Source organism: Ascidiimonas meishanensis (genome assembly GCF_037782385.1).
GTDB classification, from domain to species: domain Bacteria; phylum Bacteroidota; class Bacteroidia; order Flavobacteriales; family Flavobacteriaceae; genus Ascidiimonas; species Ascidiimonas meishanensis.
Genome location: NZ_JBBEXD010000003.1, coordinates 186,252 through 208,396, shown reverse-complemented (window position 1 = coordinate 208,396; position 22,145 = coordinate 186,252). Strand labels below are relative to the sequence as shown.

General features: G+C 34.6%; 22 protein-coding genes. 4 read left to right on the top strand and 18 right to left on the bottom strand.

What is annotated here, in order from left to right; all coding sequences use genetic code 11:
• Positions 1 to 57: 57 nt before the first annotated feature.
• The 12 genes from WBG07_RS05990 to WBG07_RS05935 all read right to left on the bottom strand — a co-directional run bounded on the left by WBG07_RS05990 (position 58) and on the right by WBG07_RS05935 (position 12,376).
• The gene (locus tag WBG07_RS05990; protein ID WP_340199613.1) at positions 58 to 1,791 is read right to left on the bottom strand and encodes a glycoside hydrolase family 13 protein; all 1,734 of its coding nucleotides are present in this window, start codon (positions 1,789 to 1,791) and stop codon (positions 58 to 60) included.
• A gap of 69 nt (positions 1,792 to 1,860) precedes the next feature.
• Entirely contained in the window at positions 1,861 to 2,718 is an 858-nt protein-coding gene (locus tag WBG07_RS05985) for a glycoside hydrolase family 16 protein (RefSeq protein WP_340199612.1), read from the bottom strand.
• A 475-nt stretch (positions 2,719 to 3,193) separates the two neighbouring features.
• Complete coding sequence (locus WBG07_RS05980; protein WP_340199611.1) at positions 3,194 to 4,204, bottom strand: aldo/keto reductase; 1,011 nt, start codon at positions 4,202 to 4,204, stop codon at positions 3,194 to 3,196.
• Positions 4,201 to 4,707, bottom strand: coding sequence for a hypothetical protein (locus WBG07_RS05975; protein ID WP_340199610.1), 507 nt, complete (start codon positions 4,705 to 4,707; stop codon positions 4,201 to 4,203). Before WBG07_RS05975 ends, WBG07_RS05980 begins: the two co-directional genes overlap by 4 nt.
• A 57-nt stretch (positions 4,708 to 4,764) precedes the next feature.
• The gene (locus WBG07_RS05970) at positions 4,765 to 5,604 is read right to left on the bottom strand and encodes a DUF6597 domain-containing transcriptional factor (RefSeq protein ID WP_340199609.1); all 840 of its coding nucleotides are present in this window, start codon (positions 5,602 to 5,604) and stop codon (positions 4,765 to 4,767) included.
• 162 nt (positions 5,605 to 5,766) lie between these two features.
• Complete coding sequence (locus WBG07_RS05965; protein WP_340199608.1) at positions 5,767 to 6,399, bottom strand: intradiol ring-cleavage dioxygenase; 633 nt, start codon at positions 6,397 to 6,399, stop codon at positions 5,767 to 5,769.
• Between the two features lie 767 nt (positions 6,400 to 7,166).
• Positions 7,167 to 8,471: a Fic family protein gene (locus tag WBG07_RS05960; protein ID WP_340199607.1), complete on the bottom strand. Its 1,305-nt coding sequence runs from the start codon at positions 8,469 to 8,471 to the stop codon at positions 7,167 to 7,169.
• A 495-nt stretch (positions 8,472 to 8,966) separates the two neighbouring features.
• Positions 8,967 to 9,281, bottom strand: coding sequence for a type II toxin-antitoxin system RelE/ParE family toxin (locus WBG07_RS05955; RefSeq protein WP_340199606.1), 315 nt, complete (start codon positions 9,279 to 9,281; stop codon positions 8,967 to 8,969).
• Positions 9,263 to 9,505, bottom strand: coding sequence for a hypothetical protein (locus tag WBG07_RS05950; RefSeq protein ID WP_340199605.1), 243 nt, complete (start codon positions 9,503 to 9,505; stop codon positions 9,263 to 9,265). The genes WBG07_RS05955 and WBG07_RS05950 overlap by 19 nt, the downstream gene beginning before the upstream one ends.
• Before the next feature lie 264 nt (positions 9,506 to 9,769).
• Entirely contained in the window at positions 9,770 to 10,291 is a 522-nt protein-coding gene (locus tag WBG07_RS05945; RefSeq protein ID WP_340199604.1) for a hypothetical protein, read from the bottom strand.
• Between the two features lie 6 nt (positions 10,292 to 10,297).
• Positions 10,298 to 11,575 carry an AAA family ATPase gene (locus WBG07_RS05940; RefSeq protein ID WP_340199603.1) on the bottom strand — a complete coding sequence of 426 codons (1,278 nt, stop codon included), beginning with the start codon at positions 11,573 to 11,575 and terminating at the stop codon, positions 10,298 to 10,300.
• Between the two features lie 189 nt (positions 11,576 to 11,764).
• Complete coding sequence (locus WBG07_RS05935; protein ID WP_340199602.1) at positions 11,765 to 12,376, bottom strand: hypothetical protein; 612 nt, start codon at positions 12,374 to 12,376, stop codon at positions 11,765 to 11,767.
• Positions 12,377 to 12,824: 448 nt separating this feature from the next.
• Between WBG07_RS05935 and WBG07_RS05930 the strand changes: the two genes are divergently transcribed.
• The 4 genes from WBG07_RS05930 (at position 12,825) to WBG07_RS05915 (ending at position 16,098) form a co-directional block, all read left to right on the top strand.
• Positions 12,825 to 13,592 carry an exodeoxyribonuclease III gene (locus WBG07_RS05930; protein ID WP_340199601.1) on the top strand — a complete coding sequence of 256 codons (768 nt, stop codon included), beginning with the start codon at positions 12,825 to 12,827 and terminating at the stop codon, positions 13,590 to 13,592.
• A gap of 7 nt (positions 13,593 to 13,599) precedes the next feature.
• Positions 13,600 to 14,559 carry an OmpA/MotB family protein gene (locus tag WBG07_RS05925; RefSeq protein WP_340199600.1) on the top strand — a complete coding sequence of 320 codons (960 nt, stop codon included), beginning with the start codon at positions 13,600 to 13,602 and terminating at the stop codon, positions 14,557 to 14,559.
• Between the two features lie 61 nt (positions 14,560 to 14,620).
• The gene (locus WBG07_RS05920; protein ID WP_340199599.1) at positions 14,621 to 15,658 is read left to right on the top strand and encodes an NADP(H)-dependent aldo-keto reductase; all 1,038 of its coding nucleotides are present in this window, start codon (positions 14,621 to 14,623) and stop codon (positions 15,656 to 15,658) included.
• 41 nt (positions 15,659 to 15,699) lie between these two features.
• Positions 15,700 to 16,098, top strand: a complete 399-nt coding sequence (locus WBG07_RS05915) for a hypothetical protein (RefSeq protein ID WP_340199598.1) — start codon at positions 15,700 to 15,702, stop codon at positions 16,096 to 16,098.
• Positions 16,099 to 16,615: 517 nt separating this feature from the next.
• Here WBG07_RS05915 and WBG07_RS05910 read toward each other — a convergent pair.
• The 6 genes from WBG07_RS05910 to panC all read right to left on the bottom strand — a co-directional run bounded on the left by WBG07_RS05910 (position 16,616) and on the right by panC (position 22,115).
• Positions 16,616 to 17,281 carry a hypothetical protein gene (locus WBG07_RS05910; protein ID WP_340199597.1) on the bottom strand — a complete coding sequence of 222 codons (666 nt, stop codon included), beginning with the start codon at positions 17,279 to 17,281 and terminating at the stop codon, positions 16,616 to 16,618.
• Positions 17,278 to 18,642 carry a DNA repair protein RadA gene (gene radA / locus WBG07_RS05905; protein ID WP_340199596.1) on the bottom strand — a complete coding sequence of 455 codons (1,365 nt, stop codon included), beginning with the start codon at positions 18,640 to 18,642 and terminating at the stop codon, positions 17,278 to 17,280. Before radA ends, WBG07_RS05910 begins: the two co-directional genes overlap by 4 nt.
• Before the next feature lie 108 nt (positions 18,643 to 18,750).
• Entirely contained in the window at positions 18,751 to 19,896 is a 1,146-nt protein-coding gene (locus WBG07_RS05900; RefSeq protein WP_340199595.1) for an alpha/beta hydrolase, read from the bottom strand.
• A gap of 38 nt (positions 19,897 to 19,934) precedes the next feature.
• Complete coding sequence (locus WBG07_RS05895) at positions 19,935 to 20,900, bottom strand: lysylphosphatidylglycerol synthase transmembrane domain-containing protein (RefSeq protein WP_340199594.1); 966 nt, start codon at positions 20,898 to 20,900, stop codon at positions 19,935 to 19,937.
• A 2-nt stretch (positions 20,901 to 20,902) separates the two neighbouring features.
• Positions 20,903 to 21,253 carry an aspartate 1-decarboxylase gene (gene panD, locus WBG07_RS05890; RefSeq protein ID WP_340199593.1) on the bottom strand — a complete coding sequence of 117 codons (351 nt, stop codon included), beginning with the start codon at positions 21,251 to 21,253 and terminating at the stop codon, positions 20,903 to 20,905.
• Positions 21,254 to 21,266: 13 nt separating this feature from the next.
• Positions 21,267 to 22,115, bottom strand: coding sequence for a pantoate--beta-alanine ligase (panC, locus tag WBG07_RS05885; protein WP_340199592.1), 849 nt, complete (start codon positions 22,113 to 22,115; stop codon positions 21,267 to 21,269).
• Between the last annotated feature and the right edge of the window lie 30 nt (positions 22,116 to 22,145).

Genomic DNA, 22,145 nt, shown 5'->3' with positions numbered 1-22,145 from the left:
CATTGCATCGCTACTATAAATAAGCGTATCCACCATTTTTAGGACGGTTGCTTATTTCTATTTCATTTTAAAGATTACGGCTTGATAGGGCAGCAGGTTCACCTCATTACCTTCTATTGCATAGGAATCATAATTGTTGATGATCGTTTCTTGAACGTCGCCAATTTCAAGAAGATTAATAGCTGCATTTTCTTGAGAAAAATTGAGCAAAATAAGCATCTTGCTTTCCCCTAGCTCTCTGGTATACGCATAAATTTCTGTATGCTCCTTTTGAAGTAATTGGTACTTTCCATAAACTAAAACAGGGTTGTCTTTTCTTATTTTTGTCATCTTCCGAAAATGGTTTAATACACTATTCGGATTTTTATTTTGCGCGGCCACATTAATTTCCTTGTAGTTTTCATTAACCTTTTTCCAAGGAATCCCTTTTGTGAATCCGGCATTTTTAGAATCGTCCCATTGCATGGGTGTACGACTATTTTCACGAGAACTATAATTAAGCACCTCCATGAATTCATCCATATCCTCATTAGCCGCTAACGCAGTTTTGTATTTCCCAATGGCATCAATATCTACATATTCTTCTATACTAGGCATATCAATATTTGTCATCCCCAATTCATCCCCGTAATACGTATAAGGGGTGCCTTTCATGCTAAGCAAAAAAGTGTTGAGCATTTGAGTAGAAACCGTCCTAAATTCCGGACTCGGATTTCCAAAACGGTTCACTAATCTAGAATTGTCATGATTAGATAGAAAAACAGCTATCCAACCTTTTTCAGCAAATGCACTATCCCAACGGCTAAATACTTCTTTAAACTCTGCTAATTTATATCCGTCTGGAGTTCTAGACATATCCACCGTTTCAAAATGATAGGCCACCTGGAGTTCATTACGGTCTGCATCTACCAAATCGTGTGCATCTTGAAAGGTGCTTCCTGCACCTTCTGCAACTGCAAAAACATCATACGGTTCAATAACTTCTTTATACATTTCATTCAGGTAGTCATGCAGCTGTGGCCTTAGTCCGTACCATTTAATAAATTCTTTTTCGTGTCCTTCAGGAAATTTGGGATAGGTAGTATCTTTACTCGCAAATTGAAAGGCATCCATACGGAATCCATCAACTCCTTTTTCTGCCCAGAATTTCATAATGTCATATACTTCCTGACGTAATTTGGGGTTTTCCCAATTCAAATCTGGCTGTTCTTCTGCAAAAGTATGGAGGTAATAGGCATTGGTTTTTGCATCATAATCCCATCCTCCTTCGGGGTCAAAAAGACTATGTCTGTATGGAGGTTCTCCTTTTTCTGCCGGCCACCAATGGTAATAATCTCGATATGGATTATCTCTTGAGCTACGAGATTGTTTAAACCATTCATGTTCATTACTACTATGGTTAACTACCACATCTAGTACAAACTTAATTCCTCGTTCATGCATCCCATCCAGCATATTTTGAAAATCTTCCATTGTTCCATATCGGGATAATACGGCTCTATAATCGCTAACATCATAGCCATTATCTACTAAAGGAGACTCAAAAAACGGGTTCATCCAAACAATGGTAACCCCAAGACTTTGAATATAATCCAGTTCTTCTATCACCCCTTTAAAATCACCAAAACCATCACCATCTGTATCTTTAAAACTTTGGGGATATATTTGGTAAAGAATACCCTCCTTCCACCAAGTGCCTTTTTCGGTGGAAATTTTAACTTCTTCTTTCTTAGGACTTGAACAACTTACTAACAGCAAGACCATTAATACTTGGTATAGGTGTTTTATCATTTTACTTTTTTTATTTTAGGATTGGACAGTTTTTCTCAATTCCTGTTTCTGTAATAATTAGCTATTCCATTACTTTCTATATTCATGCTTTACCCAGTCTACTTCCATCACCCATTCACCCTTCATAGGTGAATCTGTAATTTTGGCAAAGTTTAAAATGGCAAACATAGGCTCAGGATACTTATCTCCTTCCCCTTCATTACGGTAGACTTCTTTGCCATCCAGTCTATAAACTAGGTCACTTTTTTCCCATTCCACAGAGTATTCATGAAACTCATTAAGCGTTGCTGGAAAATTTCTTCGCTGACTTTCCCAGTCTCCTTTGTCGCACTCACCCAAACTAACAATAGCACCTGTTGTAAACTCATCTTTCATATGGTCTCCATGATGTTCAAAAATATCTATCTCACCAGACCCGGTTAAAGGCCAGCAAATATTCTCATCTGCTTCCTGTACAGGAGATTCGTTATTTTGAGCACCCAGTAACCACCAAGCTGGAAACATGCTTGGCTCTCCATTACTCGATAATTTAAGGCGGGCTGTCCACTTGCCTTTCACAAATTCCTTACGGTTTTTAGAACAGATTCGACCCGCCACATATTCAGTTTCAGGGTGCTGATTGCCATGCTTATCCATATTATCGCAGGGTCTCTTGTCTCCTATATTAACCACTCTAATCTTTAAAGTACCATTACTTACTTCTCGGGTACCAAATTCACCATCGGGTACATAGCAATGGTTTTCATTATTCACCCAAATTCTTTGATCCTGCCAATTATCTGGATTAAATGTATCAAAATCATCAAGAAAATCTGTAATCCAAGTATTCGTCATATTTTCAACTGTCTTACTCTTTTTATTGTCGTCTTTGCAACTAAAAACCAATAGCAAACATACAAACAATACAATCGTTAAAATTTGTTTCATTTCTTATCGTTTAAAAATATAATTCTTCTTCCATAAAAATCAAATGAAGTACAACTATTCCTTAAAGATAGAAAAAATCATGTTTTTAATAATGCAATGTAAAACTTGCTGAAGTATTTGTGCTGAGTTCAACGAAGTAAGCATAGCCTTCATATAACATTCTGTTTCTTTAAAAAAATTTAAACTTAGAATGCACTTAAATTAAGTATCACCTTAAAATCTTAATTATTGAAGAATGTTGTTTAAGGTTACCCAAGCCGTTCTTTGCCTAATAAACAAGACTTATTACCCAAGCTCTGTGACAGAACCCTACATAAAAGTTTCTCCTCATGAGGCATAAGAGCTGAAGATCAGAGTAGGCAAACCAATCAACAACCGGTTCTCAACCCCTAGGCATTGGGATGTTCATGCTGGGTGGTACCAACCACAGCCTGCCCCGGGAATATGGGGAACGCTTAGTTATTCGCTTCCGTTTTTATTTTAAATTTCTATTACCATAGGCTGTTATCATTCTATATGGATACAATTCTGGTAAGTTACTTAATTCATCTAATGCTGATAAATCTTCCCCAGATAAGTTTAAATTTTCAGCTTTTAAATTATCAATTAACTGTCCTTGCGTCCTAACACCTAGAATAACAGATGAAACAACAGGTTTTGAAAGAATCCAAGCAATAGAGATTTGAGAAGGCGTCGCTTCATAGTTTTTAGCTAACTGTTTCACTTTTTCAATTATATTCCAGTTCACCTGTGTATTTCTCCTTGTCCATGATTCCTCTGTTTCATCTGATGTAGTGGCAATTCTACCAGAATTGGGCTTTTCTTTTTTGTATTTTCCTGTTAAAAATCCTCCACCCAGTGGGCCCCAAGGTAATAACCCTATTCCCTCTGATTCTAATAAATCAAAAAATTCATATTCTAAATCCCTTTTAACCAAACTATACTGGTATTGTGCTGCAATAAAACAATTGGTATTCAACTGATGAGTCAACCCTTGGGCTTTCATCAATTGCCATGCTTTAAAATTTGAAATTCCAATATATCTAACCTTTCCACTTCTAATAAGATCCTCTAAAGTACGAATCGTTTCTTCAAGCGGTGTGAGTGGGTCAAAGCAATGTATATACAGTAAGTCAAGATAATCTGTTTGTAATCTTTTTAAACTTGCGTGAACACCTTCCACAATGTGAAGTCTTGAAAGCCCTTCCCCATTGACATGAGGGTGTGTTCTGAATCTAACCTTTGTAGAGATAATTACATCTTGTCTCTTGCTTTTGACTGCTTCACCCACTATTATTTCGGACTGTCCATTGGCATATACATCTGCTGTATCTAAATGATTTCCACCTTCATCAAAATATTGACTAATTATTTTCAATGCTTCATTTTTTGAAGTAGAGCGATTGGATTCTTCTCCAAAAATCATGGTTCCTAAAGTAAGGTTTGAGGTGATTAAACCACTTTTTCCTATTTGATTGTATTTCATTTTTTATTCTTTTTAAATCCATAAATAGTAGTATGCATTCTTGCAATTTTCCATATACCATCTTCTTTTTCCATCAATCTAGTTTCTCTTTTTTTACCAAATACTTCATCCAATATTTCATAGCTCACCCAAGCTCCCGTACCGTATATTTTGATATTGATATTTTCTGGTTGTGCGGGCGGAGGGGCTGGCTCAGGATGTTCTTTTATATAAGTCCTAACAAAATCATCAATATCTTCCCAACTGGTCATTTCTGAATAAGTATCGTCGGGAAAATTCATGTAGGTCTTAGAAACATTAGAACGATGTACCCAGTTGGTTCTCCAAGATTGATAGTCTCTACCAAAAGCGGCATTGGTTTCATTTAGTAAGGTTTCGAGGATTGCATTTTTCTCCAATTCATAGCTTTCCTCTGAAAGTATTGATGTTCTTTTTGTTGTTTGTTCGCAACCAATAATTAAAATGGTTAACAGTAAATAAATAACAGAATAAGCTCTATTCATATTGTTTTAGGGCAAAAATGCGAATCCGGCAAAAGAAATGATAGTAAAAAAGCGACTTTATAAACTTGTGCGAGCGATTTCATTCATTTGAATGAATTGACCATTTAAACTTCTGGAAGGGCTAATTCCTAAGCGCTTTTGAAAATCTTTGATAAAATGCATTTGGTCATAGTAGCCATAATCTAAAAAATCCTTAGGCTCTTTTTGCTCTAATATACTTGATTTATAAAGCTGTTTAAATCGAATAATATTTAGGAAAGTTTTTGGAGAGATCCCAAAAAACATTTTGAAATTCCGTTGATACTGTCTTACACTTACAAAATTCCTTGCGGCTAACTCTCGAATAGGTATGGTTTTGTCAATAGATAAAATGGTTTCTAAATAAGAAGTAGCTAATTTTATTTTTCTTTGATGTTTTTTGTCTTTTAATTGAAGTAATAAAGAAGCAGTTAATAAATGGATTATTGAATCTTTATCATTAGATTTCTGTATTTTTTGGTTCAATTGAGACAGCCAAATTTCACCAAAGTCCTCAATATAAAGGTTAGATGTTGAAATATTTCCTAGCTGTTTCCCGAATAACGCATAAGCCCCAACAGGATTTAATTTCACTCCAATTAAAAAGCATTGATTCATCCTACTTGCCAAAACAGTTTGAGTTTGAATACCGATGATGCAAGATTTTTTGATGATTTGAGGCTTTGTATTAGGAATTAAAAACTCCTTTTGATATGCTCCATTTTTTACAAAAATGATTTCAGGATAACCATCAGGAATAAGCAAATCTTTTTCTGATAGGGTCTCTTGACATTTCATTATCCAAATGTATTTTACATACCTTTCTAACGCTCCTTTTAAAACGTACTTTTTATAATTCAATTTATCAGTTAGTTTCATTAGTTCTTTTTAATGGAAGCGAACGGTTTTTTACAAGCGATAATAACTGCAAAGTGTTTGAGTACTTTGCACTAACGCAACTAATTTAGGAAAACGAGACGAATTTCCAATTAGGAAATTCAGCCGTTATTTAGCTTACATATTGTTCTGCAGCCTTTATTTTTATTCATAATCAGGAATATTCAAGCCCAAAATCAAATTTCTGTCAGCTGTCCAAATTCCATTTTTCTTTTCAAGTTTTACAATTCCAGAACCCCCTCTATTTTTTTGGGATTGTTTTTTTTCTGTGGTAAGTTTTGGGTCACTTTCAAAAAAATAACTGTCTAAATAATAAGGAATCGAATTAGGTTCTTTAACATAAATATGAATATGTTCAGGTTCTTGAACTTCAGGATATGGTGCTGGTCTGAAAGTGTAAAAAGTGAATTTTCCATCTTTGCCTGTTTTTAACCATTCACGATATTGTCCGTGCGTTTTTTCCCAACCAATTGGTTTTTTACTTGGCTGATAAATTCCATTTCTGTCTGTTTGATATACGTAGAGTAGAATATTTTCTGCTGGTGTTTTACCATCTTTCTGAAATACAGTTCCTGTTATTTTGATTTTAGGCTCGTTGTTTTCAAATCCAGGTAAAGTATCAGTTGCTTTTGGTTTAATACTCAACTCCTTAAAATCCAAAACCGCTTCGCAATCTTGACAAGGTCCACCAACATTTCTTTCAGCATTAGAGTTTGATTGTCCTTTGCAAGAAATAAACAATAGAGTCCATAATAATATTCCTAAATATCTTTTCATTCTCCATATTTTTCAAACTAAGCATAACGTAAGTCTGTCTCAAAACTACCAAAGATTGGGATTAAAAATACGTATTTCTACTTTTGATCGTGGGAAAAAGTAAATTTTTAGCTATTCTAACGTGATTTCTATGATATAACCTCCATAAAATATAATTTCAAAATTTTTTACACTATTTTAATTTAAAAATCTTATTTTTAGATCATTACGTTCATTTTCTTTGCTTGTCCAAAGAAAACGAACCAAAAGAAAAGACACTTTTTAGTTCATGTCATATCTATTTTGCATAAAGGTATTCATGAATCTTCGATTTCCAAGGTATTTTTGTCCAGAAAGTGGACAAAACCACAAAGCTTTCCTAAATTTCCTCCAAGGCTTCGAAAATTCTTAACGGAAAACCTTGTTATACTGCGGAAAAAGACAATTTCGAAATCGATTTTAATTCTTGTTTACGTCGAACTGACGTTATTCTATATTTCCACGGCTAAAAAAGCATTCTAGAGATATTGTTTAACCTTCTAATATTCAATAACCATTTAAAACTACTTAAAATTCACTCAAAATAAGGTGAAAAGTGGGGTGGAAAACATCGCTTTTCTGCAAACTATGAGATCATTGCTCAAAGGTTGGTTTTGGCTTCATTTAAAGCCTCTAAATTTAACCTACAGTAAGAGAAATAAATTGAAAAAAGTCCTTAATGGGGCTTAAAAGAAGAGAGTTCTTTTTTAATTAGTGGCTTATGCAACGGCTACGGTTGTTGTGAAACGTTATTTATTCAAATAGTTTCCAATTTTTTCAATATCAATCAATTCATAAACCATGGTTTTACCATCTTTACTTTTACTAATTATTCCTTTTTCTTCCAAATCAACTAAATCTCTGCTTGCAGTTTGCCTAACAATTTCATGCCGTTTGGAATATATTGGAACAGTTATTTTAGCTTTTGGCTTAATAAATAAATAGCCTAGTAAATCAGCTTGTCTTTTATTAAAACCCTTTTGAGTTAATTCATAGATTATTTCAGACGCTTTTTGCCTTTCCTCTCTTTTTCTATCTCTATATGTTATCAAGCTTTGAAAAGCAACTCTTAAGCTTTTCATTGAATACATAATAAAATACGTTAAATCATTGTCGTCATGCTCTGTTTTTAAAAATGCTTTGTCATAACTTGTTCTTGAATTTAAAATTGCTTTAGAAATAGAAATGTGTTTTAGTAATGAATATCCTTTTTTTATTAAATACCAATAAAAAAGAGCTCTCGCTGTTCTACCGTTTCCGTCTCCAAATGGGTGAATGTATCCTATCATAAAATGAAGAATAGAAGCTTTTATTATTGGGTGATAAAATTCCTTTTCAGAATTAATAAAACTTATAAGCTGTTCAATTAATTGATTAACTTCAGAATATTCAGGTGCGGTGAAAGCAATTTCGCCATCAATATGGTCTTTAACATAAATTGGATGGTCTCTAAATTTTCCAGCATATTTAGCAGCATCAGTTTTCACAGTCATTATTTGATGAATATCCAATATCAATTCAGTTGATAAATCTTCATCTAATCTATTTTCTATTTCTCTGATGGCTCTGAAATTGTTAATTATCATCTGTTCAGACTCCGTCCTTGGTTTTCTTCCAGATTTAATCATCTCTCTTGCTACATCAGTTGTTGTTGCAGCACCTTCTATTTGAGAAGAGGCAATTGCTTCTTCTATTAAAGAGTTTTTGAAATATTCTTGTTGCTCTTGTGGTGTTATTGAATTTTTATAAAGCCCACCAATTAGTTTTAAATCAAAATTGTGTAAATCTTCTTGGATAAAAGATGTTAGGTTATATAAGAACTCATGTTTTCCGAAGAACAATCTTTTCGCACCTATAAATCTATGTGTTTTAATAGTTTCCCAGGCCTTTTCTGGGCTTTCAAATGGCAGATTTGAACGATGCTTTATTTCAGACCAATAAAAATATCTTTTATCAGTTTCTGCAAGAAAAGAATCCATTCCATCTTTTTTTAAGCATTCAATATATTTATTGAAATCAAAGTCTTTAACGCTTGGTGGGTTTTCAATTTTCATGTTAAAACGTGTTAAAAACACATTCAAATATAACACATTGTAACAGGTTATTCAAGATATTTGGTGTATTTCTAAGTTTTGGGATAATGTTTTACCGGGGCAGTTTGTCTCAAAACTACCGAAGATTTCCATTAAAAATACGTATTTCTACTTTTGATCGTGGGAAAAAGTAAATTTTTAGCTATTCTATATTTCCACGGCTAAAACAGCATTCCAGAGATATTGTTTAACTTTCCAATATTCAATAATCATTTAGAATTACTTAAAATTCACTCAAAATAAGGTGAAAAGTGGGGCAAGCCTGCTTGCTTTATTTTACAGTCTAAAAAGGGCTTGTTAGGTGCCTGTAAATCTATTTTAGGAATCGTAAATTTAACATCTGTAGTTACTGTATGTATAGAGAAAACCCCTTATTCCAAGGTGTTGGATCGGTTTAAATGAATACGTTTTTATTTATGCTAAGGGTTTCGGTGCAATGGTTATTAGTAGGCAACTTTATTTTTTTCTTATTAGAGCTTTTAGTAGTTTTTTAGGATCTTGTCTGTTATCCCAAAAAGCCGAAATAATTATTTCGTTTTCAGTTGTTTTGTAATAAATGCTATAGTTTCCTAATGAAGCTACTTGTATATTTTTAAAATCAGTTTTTTTGTATAATTCTGGATTTTTAGCAATTTGATTGGTTCTCTCGGTAACTAACTTCAATAATTTTATAGAATATATATTTGACTTATTTCTGTTTACCCAATATTCCAGAATTCCTATTAATTGAATATCCGCAGTTCTAGTCCAGATTACATTGCGTTTAGCCATTCAAGATTTCGTTTATTCATAGCTTCTTGAGATATTAGTTTACCATCCTGGATATCCTTTTCACTCATTTCCAACATTCGTTTTTGCGCATCAGTCAGTTCAATAATTTCTGATGCCGATTCACTTGATGTAATTAATTTATCCAACGCTATTAGAAAATCTTTGTTCTTTATTGAAAGGATTTTTTCAATCAATCCGTTTCGTATTTTATCTACTGTTGCCATTACATTCTATTTATAGTTTAAATATCCAAAATTTAGTTTGGTTTTCCTAATGTTGCGCAAGCTGTTTATGGTCTCATAAACAAGATGTATTTTACCCAAGCTCTGTGACAGAACCATACCTGGAAGTCTATCCTCATGAGGCATAAGAGCTGAAAATCAGAGTAGGCAAACCAATCAACAACCGGTTCAACCCCGAGGCATTGGGGGCATTCATGCTGGGTAGTACCAACCACAGCCAGTCTCAGGAACACAGGGAACGCTTGGTTATTTTAGAATTCGTTCTATACGATTTTTATCAAGTTTATTTAGTTTACAAAGTGGCTTTAAAGATTTATCAATATACTTATCAGATAAGATATTCTTATTTTTAATGGATGTATAATAAACAGGTGTTATAAATCCTTTGGGGTAATATCTATTATCCGTAACGAAAGGAATTGACCGAGTATCTTCTGAGCATATTAATATTGATTTTGTTACGATACATATAGCGGGTATATGAGGATCATCAAAATCATCATCGTTAATCAATTTCTCGATTTTTTCTTGGCATTGATCAATTTTATCCTTGTTCCCCTCTATTGCCTTCCCAACTTCTTTCAGAAGTCTTATTATTGGTAAGTATTTTGGCGTACTTGCTAACTCTTTTCTGTATTTAGATCCTCCATATAACATTATGCCTTTCCCTTTGATAATCCATTTTAAAACAGGTTCGAAATCTGAGTGCTTTTTAGATTTAGAGGAGAACACATTGGCTATACAATTTGTATCAATTATTATAGGCATAATCTTCTAAATTTCTAATAATTTTAGTTCTTCATCAATAAAAAAATCCCTATAACCTAGTGGCACTTTTTTGGCATATGATCCATCATTATTTAAATCAATAGAAGAAACTTTATTTCCCGATTTTGTTCTTTCAAAGAATAATACTTTTGATTTAAAATTAATTTCTTTTTTTGATTGATTTAGCTTGTGCCTAAATCTGTTAATTGCAAAGTCACTATGAGTTTCAATTATAAATTTATTATTATCATTGTTTACTGCATTAAATAGGAAGCTACCAAACGCTGCTTGGGCTTTTGGATGAAGATGCACTTCTGGTTGTTGTATTGAAAAACAGGTGTTTTTAGAAGATAAAATCTCAATTATAATTGGGAGAGATTGAGAAACACCATAGCCAACATTAGGTAATTTTATTTCCACATCTTTATACAAAATCATTATTTCGAAAGGTGAGCTATCCTTTTTTCCAAGTTCTTTAATTAAAATTTCATCGAACAGGTTACTGTCTCTGCCAAAACTTTTTAAAATTGATAGAATTTTTGCTTTTTCATTACTATTTCTATTTCCTAATATTTGTCTTAAAATTGATGGAATATGATCACCTTCTGGAGAAAATTTAATTTTATAAGATTCATATGTTCTTTTAGCTTTGGCTCTTATAGGTGCTAACCATTTATAATTTGTATAAAGTAATTCTTGACCCAAAGGTCCTTTTAATTTAAAGTCTTCTTTCATTCCAATTTCTCTTTGAATTACAATAAAAAGTAAAGAAAGAGGTAGTTGTTTTGGTGGAAAGTTAAAACGCTTATATTTCTTTGGAAAATCAAAATCTAAAGCCCACTCTTCAAAATTTTGTCCATTGGACTCCTTTAACTGATAGGATATTTGTTTTTTTGTGAACTTTATAAGTACATCATATTTATCAATTTCTATTTTGGCGAAATATAACTGTGGCACAGATTTTTGTTCTCTAAATTCAAAGATAATTCGAAAATCGCTATTTTCATTTGACTTAACTTCTATATCTTCAATAGGCTTTTCTATTCCAAGGCGGAAAAAACTATCTTTTGTAGTTTTGTCCAAAATTTCTTCAAAATATCCTAGTTCAACTTCATTATTATTGAATTCATAATTGTACCAGAATTCTGAACTCGATAAAAGATTTATAATTTTCAAAAAAGAAGTTTTTCCAGTACTATTCTCTCCGACTAGAAAATTCATATCAGCCAATTCTATAAACTGATTAGGAAATCCTTTGTAATTTTTTAAATATATTTTTTCCATTTACAATTTTTAAATATAGTACAACTCATAAACTAATGCAATTACATCTATTTCCCTTATATTCAATTTGAATTAGTAAACTGAAAACCAAATTTATATATGATTTCATTCGTTTGGATTCAATGTTCTATTACTTACACCCAATGACCCGTATACTATAAAGGCAGACTTAATAGGAAGGTCTTGATATTATAGTGATTTTTCTACACTCGTCTTTTCTTCTTCTGAATGACGAATATTCTCTTTAAAATTTCTAAATATTTTTGCCAAAATTCGGTAATATATAAACATTAATAATCCAACAGGGATAAACCCTAAACCAAATGACAACAATAAATTATCATTATTTTCATAAATAAAATATGAAACTAAAAATATACATGCAACCATATAAAAGATACTATATTCGTGGTGTTTCCTATTGTATTGTCGAAAAAACGAAGATTTATCAGCTTCACTTGAACACAATTTTGATTGCCATTCAATTTGATTTAAACAAGTTATAATTCCAAGAAACCTTCTGTAATAAGCCGTTTCAAGTAAAAACAATATTCCAATTAGAAAGGCTGTAATATAAGCAACAACAGCATTCTGACTTATTTTTGAACCAAAAACTTCTAAAACTATAGGTTTATCTTTTAACGTAGGAATTATTTTGACTATAAAGCCTATTGATACAAATATCAGTGTGAAGATTGAAATTCTTGCCCTAAACATCAGGATCGAATAATGTTTGTAAAAATCAACATATGCAGTATATTGATTTGCTTTTGTTGGAAATGTTTGTTTAATAAGATTCACTTGTTCGTTGTTTTCTTTGAATTTACTCTGACAGCTTCCTGTTTTATAAATGCATTAAACGTATACTTAAATAATCCCAATATTAATTATCTCTTTTATAAATCTAAGAGAATTTTTATAAATCCAAAAGAATTTGTTGCAATTGGGATATAAATTTTTGTAATTTTCGATGAATGGTTTTCTTATAGTTAAAGTCAAGCATTTTTTGATAAAACAACTCTCAAACCCTCCCAAAACTCCTCTAGCAAGCTTTTATACCACTTGCTTAGTATAATATGCTCCCTTAACAACCTTTGGTAAAACGCCTCTGGGTGATTCGTTTTTAAAAGACAACTTTAGTTTATGGAAGTCATCATTACTATCACAAATTGCTTAACAATCCAACCCATTTCCCTCTTGTGCATTTTTGCATATTCCGTAACTTCGTAAAAAATTCTACATTCCCTACATGAAAATAATCTCATACAATGTAAACGGTATAAGAGCAGCAGTGAATAAAGGCTTTATAGAATGGCTGCAATCCGCCGCGCCAGATGTCATCTGCCTCCAAGAAATTAAAGCGCTTAAAGAGCAATTAGACCTTAGTATTTTTGAAGAAGCGGGCTATCGCTACCACTATTGGTATAGTGCTCAAAAGAAAGGCTATAGCGGGGTTGCTATCTTAGCCAAGAATGAACCGGATGAAGTGGTCTATGGTACGGGGATCGATTATATGGATCATGAAGGTCGTAATTTGCGAGCCGATTTTAACGGAATCTCCGTGATGAGCCTTTACCTGCCTTCTGGCACCAATATGGATAGGCTAGATCTCAAGTTAAAGTATATGGCCGATTTTCAGGAGTATGTGAATGAACTCAAGCAATCCCGCCCTAATCTGGTGATTTGTGGCGATTACAATATTTGTCATGAAGCCATAGATATTCACGATCCGGTGCGAAATGCTAAAGTTTCGGGGTTCCTTCCGGTAGAACGAGAGTGGATTGATGGTTTTATAAAAAGCGGATTCATAGACAGCTTTCGCCATTTTAATAAGGAGCCACATCAGTATTCTTGGTGGAGTTACCGCGCCAATGCCAGAAATAACAATAAAGGATGGCGTATTGATTACAATATGGTAGCCGAACCTTTAAAAGAAAAGCTAAAAAGAGCCGTTATACTACCGGAAGCCAAACATAGTGACCATTGTCCCATATTAGTTGAACTGCATACAAAATAGAAAGAAGATGTTACAAAGATTTTTTATAGGAATAGGGATTGTAGCTTGCTTAAGCTCTTGTGTATCTGCCAAAGTATACAAAGACTTAGAAGAGAAATATGCAACCCTTAAAGGAGAACGAAATCAGTTAGCCGAAGAGAATCAGGAATTAGAAACCCTGCGCAATCAGTTGCAAAATGAGGTAGCAGCCCTAGAAAAGAAATATGAAGAAATGCTAGCTTCCCGTGAGCAACTAAAACAGGATTATGCGGCTACAAAGTCTAATTACGACAATCTGCAAGCGTCTTACAATGCCTTGGAAAAGAATAGCAGTGCTGCCATGATGGAAAACCTGAAAGCCAATCGTGCCTTGTTAGCAGAATTGGAAGCAAAAGAAACCGCCTTGGCGGAAGAGAACAAGCGTTTATCGGCACTTAAAAAACAATTAGACAACCGTTCGGCAAGAGTTACGGAGCTGGAAAACCTCATTGCCTCCAAAGATGCGGCAATGAAAGCCCTAAAAGATGCCATTTCTAAGGCCTTATTGGACTTTGAAGGAAAAGGGCTCACCGTAGAACAAAGAGATGGTAAAGTGTACGTATCCTTAGAGAATAAACTGCTGTTTCAGTCTGGAAGCTGGGCGGTAGGCAGTGAAGGTAGAAGAGCGGTGGTAGAACTTGGGAAAGTACTGGCAGAGAATCCGGAGATCGCTGTATTAATTGAAGGACATACGGATAATGTCCCTTTTAGTGGCAACGGACCGGTAAAAGATAATTGGGATTTGTCTACCAAAAGAGCGACGGCTATTGTGCAGATTTTGCGAGAGAACAAAAATATAAGTCCTAAAAACTTAACAGCTGCCGGAAGAAGTGAATATGCACCCTTGGTCACTAACACTAATCCGGAAGGACGCTCTAAAAACCGACGTATTGAAATTATTCTAACCCCTAAACTAGATGAAGTCACCAAACTCTTGAATGATATTTAAAAGTTAATTCTAAAAATTTTGACTTCAGTTTTCATCAAAAAAACACTCATTAAAAAACATTATGAGATACAATAAGATTCCACATACAGACATTGAAGTAAGTAAAATATGCCTGGGCACTATGACCTGGGGCGAGCAAAATACAGAAGCCGAAGGCCACGAACAAATGAGTTATGCCTTAGATCAAGGGGTGAACTTTTTTGATACTGCCGAGTTATACTCCGTACCCGCCAAGCCAGAAACTTATGGATCTACAGAAACCATTATTGGCACCTGGTTTAAAAAAACCGGTAATAGAGATAAGGTGGTTTTGGCCTCTAAAATTGCGGGGCCGGGAGAATATACGAAACACATAAGAACCGGCGGCTTCAAAAAAGAAGAATTACAAGATGCCGTCAACAAAAGTTTAGAGAGGCTACAAACAGATTATATAGATTTATATCAATTACATTGGCCCGAAAGAAATACCAATTTTTTTGGGCAAAGAGGCTATCAGCATACTACAGATGAGCAATGGGAAGACAATATAGGCGAGGTGCTTCGTGGTCTGGAAGAATTGATCAAAGCTGGAAAAATACGTCAGATAGGGCTCTCCAATGAAGTGCCTTGGGGAACCATGCGTTTTCTGGAAGAAAGCAAATACAACAATTTACCTAGAATGGTGAGTATTCAGAACCCGTATTCTTTACTCAACCGCCTCTTTGAAACGGGTACGGCAGAGATTGCTATGCGTGAGGGCATTGGATTGCTACCCTATTCACCCCTGGCTTTTGGGGTTCTGTCTGGAAAATACCTAGGAGGGAAAAAACCTAAAAAAGGAAGGGTTACTTTATACCCAGCATTCTCAAGATACAGCGGAGCAAATTCAACCCGCGCCACGGAAAAATACCTGGAGATTGCACAAAAGCACGGACTTACACTTACGCAATTGGCATTGGCATTTGTGAATGACCGTCCGTTTGTTACTAGTAACATCATTGGAGCTACCACGATGGAACAGCTCAAAGAAAATATTGGCAGTATAGATATTCAGTTAAGCGATGCCATTCTTGAAGAAATCAATGCTGTTCATGAAGAGATTCCAAATCCGGCACCTTAAGGATTCCGTTGTAAAAATTGTTAATAATCAATAAAAAAACTATGGACAAGTCTTGTGCACCCGCTCCAAGTGATAAGAAAGAATACATAACAGCTATTGGAAAAATATTAGTTGAAAAGCACGGTAAAAAAAGATATTATAAACCAGAAGAAGTAAAAAAAGCGCATAGAGAAAGTAAATGGTATGCTACTTTTGATTTCTCTTGTTGGGCAATGAGTACTTTTAGCTCTCATACTGATTTTGACCTTTATCATCAAGCAATTGGCGAGACTTGTAATTATACAGAGATGAAAACAGAAATGTTACAAGGTTTATCCGCTTCTTCTACCACAGACTGGACAGATATCACTGCTATAGATATTGATGACTCTTGGTTGGATTTTGGAAGTGTTTTTGAAGGGATTGGAGAACTTATTAGCGGAATATTTGATGCATTATAAATCCTAATATTGACAATAGAGAGCGTATTACATAGGTCTATAATAAGTACTTATTAAATTCCAGAACTGCTCCTGTCAATTTTCAATCAAAAATTCCTCCTCGCAGGAGCTTAAGGGTGGGGTTCGACTTCGCTCACCCACCGATAATCGGCGCAAGGGTACAACAACCAGTTTTGAATAAACATTCTTTTGCACAATAGCATAAAGGTGGGGTTGGACTTCGCTCACTCACCTTTGAACCATTGGGAGGATGTAACAACTATTTTTGATTAAACTTCTAGTAACAGGATTCTATAAAATTATTGTACTGCTGATTTTAAAAACACCGTGTAAATTATAGTTTATACTGTAGTATATTTACGATACCTGATTAAGATTAGATTGAAATTTTAAAGTTCCTTAGCTGTCATTTATTGAATTGCGATAGAAATAAAATCTATTCAAACATAAAGTATACTTTACATTGTAAACTATTTACGATAAGAAGTCTTTTTGTTTAAAGATGATTATTCAATTCTTATTCCCAAAAGAAATCTTGATCCCAGTCTGCTTGCAGTATGTCTAGCACCGTTTGAAGGTGGTGCTCCCCATAATACTTAATATAGCGCCCATCTGGATGCATCACTACATAACTGTCACACGGAAAAGGGTAAGGAAAAAAGACATGCTTAAACAAATTGGTCTGATCTTTCAAACTTCTATTTTTTTCGGTCTCAAAAGGGGAATCCGCATCCCTTTCATGAATGTAAAATTGCGAGGTAGTGCCTAAAATATCAACGGCGGTTTCATACCCTTCTAGCATCTCCAAACGGAAACTGGTATAATCGCTTTTATTACAACGGTCAATGCCCGGATAATAGTTTACCACTACGTAATTTGCTTCCGGGATTTCTTTGCCTGATAGCTTTTGCAGGTATTTTTTTAGTTGTTCTAAGGCAACTGCATTTAAAACACCTTGATGTTCTCGCCAAAACAATTTCCAAACCTTTAAGCTATCTGTATCTACAATAAGGAGATCCAGCATTTTGGCGTTAGCCTTCTTGTATTTCTTTTTGAAAACACGTCTGGTAATCACAGAATCATTCTCATCCAGAAAAACTTTTTTGGTTTTTTGAGCAGCCATTCCGGTAATCATCAGAAGGCATAAAACAAAGCATAGTTTGTGTAGTATATTCTTCATCATCCAAATAATTCTGAAACCACATCTTCAATGCGGCCCGCGAGTTTTACTTCAATTCCCGGGTTTTTCAAAGAAATTTTATTGTGTTTAGACACAAAAATAGTATCAAAACCTAATTTCTCTGCTTCCAAAATACGTTGATCAATTCTGTTAACCGGGCGCACCTCGCCTGCGAGTCCTATTTCTGCGGCAAAACACACATTTTTCTCTACAGGAATGTCTTCATTACTAGATAATATGGCGGCAACTACCGCAAGATCAATTGCCGTATCATCTACGCTTATTCCACCCGTAACATTGAGAAAGACATCTTTAGCGCCTAGTTTAAATCCGGCTCTTTTTTCCAATACAGCTAGTAACATATTCAATCGTTTCGCATTGTATCCAGTAGTACTTCTTTGAGGAGTGCCGTATACTGCGGTGCTTACCAATGCCTGTACTTCAATCATTAAAGGTCGCATCCCCTCCAAGGTAGCCGCTATTGCAGTACCACTAAGGTCTTCATCTTTTTTTGAGATTAGTATTTCTGAAGGATTTGTAACTTCCCGTAAACCATTACCTAGCATTTCGTAGATCCCTAATTCTGCTGTGGAACCAAATCTATTTTTTAAAGCTCTTAAAATACGGTATACATGGTTTCTGTCGCCTTCAAATTGAAGTACCGTGTCTACCATATGTTCTAAGATTTTAGGCCCTGCAATGGTACCGTCTTTGGTAATATGCCCAATAAGAATTACGGGCGTGGCGCTTTCTTTGGCAAATTTAATAAGCTCTGCGGTGCATTCGCGTATTTGCGAAATGCTTCCGGGAGAAGATTCTATATAATCTGTATGCAAGGTTTGGATAGAATCAATAATTACAATATCTGGTTGCAATTCTTGAATCTGACGAAAGATGTTTTGGGTCTTGGTTTCTGTAAGAATATAGCAATGTTCACTGTCTGGAGCAATACGTTCTGCCCGCATTTTTATTTGCTTCTGGCTTTCTTCACCAGAAACATACAGGGTTTTATAGGGCAGTTTAAGCGAGATTTGAAGTAATAAAGTACTTTTTCCTATACCCGGCTCACCGCCTAACAGCACTAAAGATCCTGGTACAATACCCCCGCCCAACACGCGGTTGAGCTCTTGATCTTTGGTATCCATACGGGTTTCAACTGCTGTATCAATATCTTTTACACGAAGTGGTTTGGAAATCCTTCGTTTGCTTTCACTAGCTGTTGGTTTCCAGGCAGTTTTTTCTTCTTTTTGCACCACCTCTTCTACTATGGTGTTCCATTCTTTACAGGTGTTGCATTGTCCTTGCCATTTAGAATACTGCGCGCCACAGTTTTGGCAAAAGAAAGTTGTTTTGGTTTTGGCCATAAAAAAACAGGTTAATCTTGTGTTTCTCCTGAGTGCTAAAGATAAGCGATGCCTTTAACAATTTCAAAAAGTTACTCCAGATTAACCTGCTTAAATTTTACGATTGAACTACCAGCCAAAATCGGCCTTCAAAGAATCAATCCTATCTAACATCATATCTTTGGTTAAGAAATCAATTTCTGGCATTCCAAAAGCTTTTTCATAGGTACGAAGTGCTTTTTTTGGCTCTCCCATTTGCTCGTGGTATTCTGCCTCAAAAAAGAAACCTAGCATAGTATCTGGATATTCCTTTTTAGAAAGCTTAGATAAATTTTCTAAAGATGGAAGGTCTTCCTTTTTCTGGATTGCCGCATAGGTTGCCATGATATCATTAAGACTTACCTGCTTCTTGAAACCAAAAAGTGTTTCTATGGTCTCATATTTTTCAGTCAAGTACTCAAATACCGGAGTTTCTAATGCCAGCATTTTATTCTTATACTCTTCTCTTGAGATAGGCTTGTACACATTAAAAATCTGGTCTAATGCCTTAGGGATGGCATAAGATGCGATGGAATGATGACTTGCTTCTTTAAAATTATCAAAGTAATAATGCAGGTTTTCGTTTTCTATGGTTTTAATGGCCGTATTCATATCTGCTATACGACTCTTATATTGCTTCTTATCTCTATCTGATGTTGCTAGATAATAGAATTTCTTATCTTCAAATACAGCCAATCTTTCAGGAACGCGGTTTTCCATCATAGGCGCTAGCTCCGGACTTAAAACAATGTAAGCGTCAAAAAGTGGATTTTCTTTGAACAAATAATAATTACTAAAGTTAGCGGTAATAGAATGACCTACAATGCCTTTAAAATTTGCAATGGTGTAATTACTTTGCAGGTAAGGAACTAGCTCATTACCAATAAATTCAAAGAACTCATTTCCTTTCTCTTTTGGCAAACCATCCTGGTCACTAAAGTCTGCATCTTCAAAACGGATACTGTTGTAATTTTGATCTATGCCAACTACGATGGCTTCCGGCATTTCCTGCCAATAGCTGTAAAATTTCACATTAGATACGGTGAGGTCAAATAGATATTCTGCATCCATTACTACCAAAAGAGGATAGCTCTTTTCTTCAGAGTAATTTTCGGGTACATAAATCTTGATGGGTCTTCTTTCATTAAGTTTGAAAGATTCAAAAGTTTCGGTTTTTATCTGTGCAAAAGAGATAAAAAAGCACAAACACAGTGCCATTGAAAGGTAGGATTTCATGGGTATTTTAGATTTGGGTCCATCCCAAAGATATAAAATTATTTTTTAGCATTAAAAATTGGGAGAAAAAGAAATGACAAAACCCCTATAATTACTACTAAAAGTGTCTGTGCAGACCACATAATCCAACCAAAAGCATCTCCGGCAGTAGCACTAATACCGTAAAGTACAAGAATTTTACTTACTGCGATTGGGTAAACACCTATACCTCCGTTAGTAGCAGATATAGCAAAGGTTCCGGCTATAAACGCAGTGAAGATTCCGTCTAAAGAAAGAGATTCTGTTCCGGCCACGCTATATTTAATCACCCAAAACATTAATAGATACATAGCCCAGATAAAAAAGGTATGCAAAATAAATGGCGCTTTATTTTTCATTTTAAAAATGCTCAGAGCGCCTTCAATGAGTCCATTGATAAAAGCTTTTAGTTTAACTGCCAGTATATTTTCAGAAATTTTGATAAACCTGAAAAATATAAACAAGCCTAGCAACCCTAAGAGTGCAAGAAGCAACAGAAATTTAAAATCAAAGCCTCTTTCCATAAAGAAGTTAATGATGGTATCTGTTTGCATAATTAAAGCTGCAAAAATGATGAGCAGAAGCATTAATAAATCTACAATACGTTCTGCTACAATAGTTCCAAATGCTTTTTGAAACGGAACACCTTCATAGGTAGTAAGGGTGGTAGCTCTCAAAATTTCTCCAGATCTTGGAATCCCTAAATTAGCAAAATAGGCTATAGAAACTGCCATAAGGCTGTTTAAAAATCGGGGTTCATATCCCAAAGGTTTTAAAAGAAAATGCCATCTATAAGCTCTGGATAAATGACTTAACAAACCTAATAATAAAGAAAGAAATACCCATAGATAATCCGCGTTCTTAATGGAGGTATAAATTTGTTGTCTGTCTTCTGGCGAGGTATTGTGGTAAGAGTACCAAATTAAAAAAACTCCCAAAGATAAAGGGAGTACAATTTTTGCAATTTTACTTATATTTTTCTTCAAGCTTAGGTTAAAGAATTGTCCTTTTCGTTTGGAAAAACCAACGTGGGTTTAAATTCTTTGGCAGTTTCAAAATCCATAATACCATAAGAAATAATGATTACAACATCACCTCGCTGCACCTTTCGGGCTGCGGGTCCGTTAAGTGTAATTTCACCACTATTTTTGTTACCCTTTATAGCATAGGTCTCTAGTCGTTCTCCATTATTAATGTTTACAATTTGTACTTTTTCTCCTTCAATAATGTTAGCGGCTTCCATTAATGCCTCGTCAATGGTAATACTACCAATATAATTCAAGTCGGCTCCCGTAACGGTAACCCTGTGAATCTTAGATTTTACTACTTCTATTTGCATGGCGCAAAGTTAATTAATTTAGTGCTAAGTTGTCAATAAGTCTTATATTCCCTGCATAGACTGCTATGAAAATACGGTATTTCTGCCGTTCTAATTTGTATTTGGCAGGTTTCAAGGTCTCCGCGTTGCTAATTTCTATATACTCCAAATCAAAATCTTCAAAAGTATTAAACTGGTTTTTAACCCATTCTAACACTTCCAATATACTGTTTTTGTCAAAACGCTGCTTTGCCTCTAGTAAGGTCTGGTAAATTAGTGCTGCTTTTTCACGAATATCTTTAGAGAGCCTTTCATTTCTAGAACTCATGGCAAGGCCGTTCTTTTCTCTTAAAATAGGGCATCCAACAACGGTAACTGGCATTTTTAGTTTAGCGACCATTTTTTTAATGATCATCAATTGTTGATAATCTTTTTCACCAAAATAGGCAACATCTGGTTGTACAATTTCAAAAAGGCTTTTTACAATGGTTCCAACTCCATCAAAATGCCCTTTTCTGTGTTTACCTTCCATTTCATTTTCCAACCCATCAAAATCAAAAGCCTTAGAAACTACATCATCCTCATAAATCTCTTCAATACTTGGTGCAAATACCAGAATATTAGGATCTATTTGATGAATTCGTTTCACATCAATTTCCAATGTGCGCGGATATTTCGCTAAATCTTCTTTATTATCAAATTGAGTGGGGTTTACAAAAATACTCACAACCGTTACCTTATTATTAGACAAAGAGGTACGTATTAAAGATTCATGCCCTTCATGTAAAGCCCCCATAGTAGGGACTAAACCAATAGAACGTTCTTGTGATCTATAGCCTTTTAAGGCTTCGTTGAGTATGTGCTTTTGTTGAATAATTTTCATTCACGAAAAATTAACAGCGTGCAAACTTAT

Excerpts from the sequence above, each read along its gene's own strand:
- WBG07_RS05955 (WP_340199606.1), bottom strand. The coding sequence starts at position 9,281 with ATGGCTAAACGCAATGTAATCTGGACTAGAACTGCGGATATTCAATTA.
- WBG07_RS05985 (WP_340199612.1), bottom strand. The coding sequence starts at position 2,718 with ATGAAACAAATTTTAACGATTGTATTGTTTGTATGTTTGCTATTGGTT.
- WBG07_RS05945 (WP_340199604.1), bottom strand. The coding sequence starts at position 10,291 with ATGCCTATAATAATTGATACAAATTGTATAGCCAATGTGTTCTCCTCT.
- panD (WP_340199593.1), bottom strand. The coding sequence starts at position 21,253 with ATGCAAATAGAAGTAGTAAAATCTAAGATTCACAGGGTTACCGTTACG.
- WBG07_RS05980 (WP_340199611.1), bottom strand. The coding sequence starts at position 4,204 with ATGAAATACAATCAAATAGGAAAAAGTGGTTTAATCACCTCAAACCTT.
- WBG07_RS05925 (WP_340199600.1), top strand. The coding sequence starts at position 13,600 with ATGTTACAAAGATTTTTTATAGGAATAGGGATTGTAGCTTGCTTAAGC.
- WBG07_RS05970 (WP_340199609.1), bottom strand. The coding sequence starts at position 5,604 with ATGAAACTAACTGATAAATTGAATTATAAAAAGTACGTTTTAAAAGGA.
- WBG07_RS05930 (WP_340199601.1), top strand. The coding sequence starts at position 12,825 with ATGAAAATAATCTCATACAATGTAAACGGTATAAGAGCAGCAGTGAAT.
- WBG07_RS05900 (WP_340199595.1), bottom strand. The coding sequence starts at position 19,896 with ATGAAATCCTACCTTTCAATGGCACTGTGTTTGTGCTTTTTTATCTCT.
- WBG07_RS05975 (WP_340199610.1), bottom strand. The coding sequence starts at position 4,707 with ATGAATAGAGCTTATTCTGTTATTTATTTACTGTTAACCATTTTAATT.
- WBG07_RS05960 (WP_340199607.1), bottom strand. The coding sequence starts at position 8,471 with ATGAAAATTGAAAACCCACCAAGCGTTAAAGACTTTGATTTCAATAAA.
- WBG07_RS05940 (WP_340199603.1), bottom strand. The coding sequence starts at position 11,575 with ATGGAAAAAATATATTTAAAAAATTACAAAGGATTTCCTAATCAGTTT.
- panC (WP_340199592.1), bottom strand. The coding sequence starts at position 22,115 with ATGAAAATTATTCAACAAAAGCACATACTCAACGAAGCCTTAAAAGGC.
- WBG07_RS05950 (WP_340199605.1), bottom strand. The coding sequence starts at position 9,505 with ATGGCAACAGTAGATAAAATACGAAACGGATTGATTGAAAAAATCCTT.
- WBG07_RS05990 (WP_340199613.1), bottom strand. The coding sequence starts at position 1,791 with ATGATAAAACACCTATACCAAGTATTAATGGTCTTGCTGTTAGTAAGT.
- WBG07_RS05965 (WP_340199608.1), bottom strand. The coding sequence starts at position 6,399 with ATGAAAAGATATTTAGGAATATTATTATGGACTCTATTGTTTATTTCT.
- WBG07_RS05920 (WP_340199599.1), top strand. The coding sequence starts at position 14,621 with ATGAGATACAATAAGATTCCACATACAGACATTGAAGTAAGTAAAATA.
- radA (WP_340199596.1), bottom strand. The coding sequence starts at position 18,642 with ATGGCCAAAACCAAAACAACTTTCTTTTGCCAAAACTGTGGCGCGCAG.
- WBG07_RS05915 (WP_340199598.1), top strand. The coding sequence starts at position 15,700 with ATGGACAAGTCTTGTGCACCCGCTCCAAGTGATAAGAAAGAATACATA.
- WBG07_RS05910 (WP_340199597.1), bottom strand. The coding sequence starts at position 17,281 with ATGATGAAGAATATACTACACAAACTATGCTTTGTTTTATGCCTTCTG.